Origin of the sequence: Leclercia barmai (assembly GCF_049312895.1) — a bacterium.
Classification (GTDB): domain Bacteria; phylum Pseudomonadota; class Gammaproteobacteria; order Enterobacterales; family Enterobacteriaceae; genus Enterobacter; species Enterobacter barmai.
The window spans coordinates 1-488 of sequence record NZ_JBMNWZ010000019.1 but is presented as its reverse complement, the minus strand read 5'-3'; the positions used below and the strand labels follow the sequence as shown (position 1 = coordinate 488).

The following is a 488-nucleotide window of genomic DNA, read 5'->3' as shown; positions in this document are numbered from 1 at the left end:
TTGATGATACCGCGCTCTACACGACCGGTAACAACGGTACCACGACCGGAGATGGAGAATACGTCTTCGATTGGCAGCAGGAATGGCTTGTCAATCGCACGCTCTGGTTCCGGGATGTAAGAATCCAGGTAGCCAGCCAGTTCGATGATTTTCTCTTCCCACTCAGCTTCGCCTTCCAGCGCTTTCAGAGCAGAACCACGAACGATTGGAGTGTCGTCGCCCGGGAAGTCGTACTGGGACAGAAGTTCACGAACTTCCATTTCTACCAGTTCCAGCAGCTCTTCGTCATCAACCATGTCGCATTTGTTCAGGAACACGATGATGAAAGGAACGCCTACCTGACGACCCAGCAGGATGTGCTCACGGGTCTGAGGCATCGGGCCGTCAGTCGCAGCAACAACCAGGATCGCGCCGTCCATCTGCGCAGCACCGGTGATCATGTTTTTAACATAGTCGGCGTGGCCCGGGCAGTCTACGTGTGCGTAGTG

Annotated in this window: 1 protein-coding gene; it reads right to left on the bottom strand. The window is 54.9% G+C overall.

Annotated features, from left to right (window positions below; translation table 11 throughout):
• Nucleotides 1-488: GTP-binding protein (locus tag ACOYA6_RS23030; protein WP_422655478.1), on the bottom strand; the 488-nt coding region annotated here is incomplete at both ends.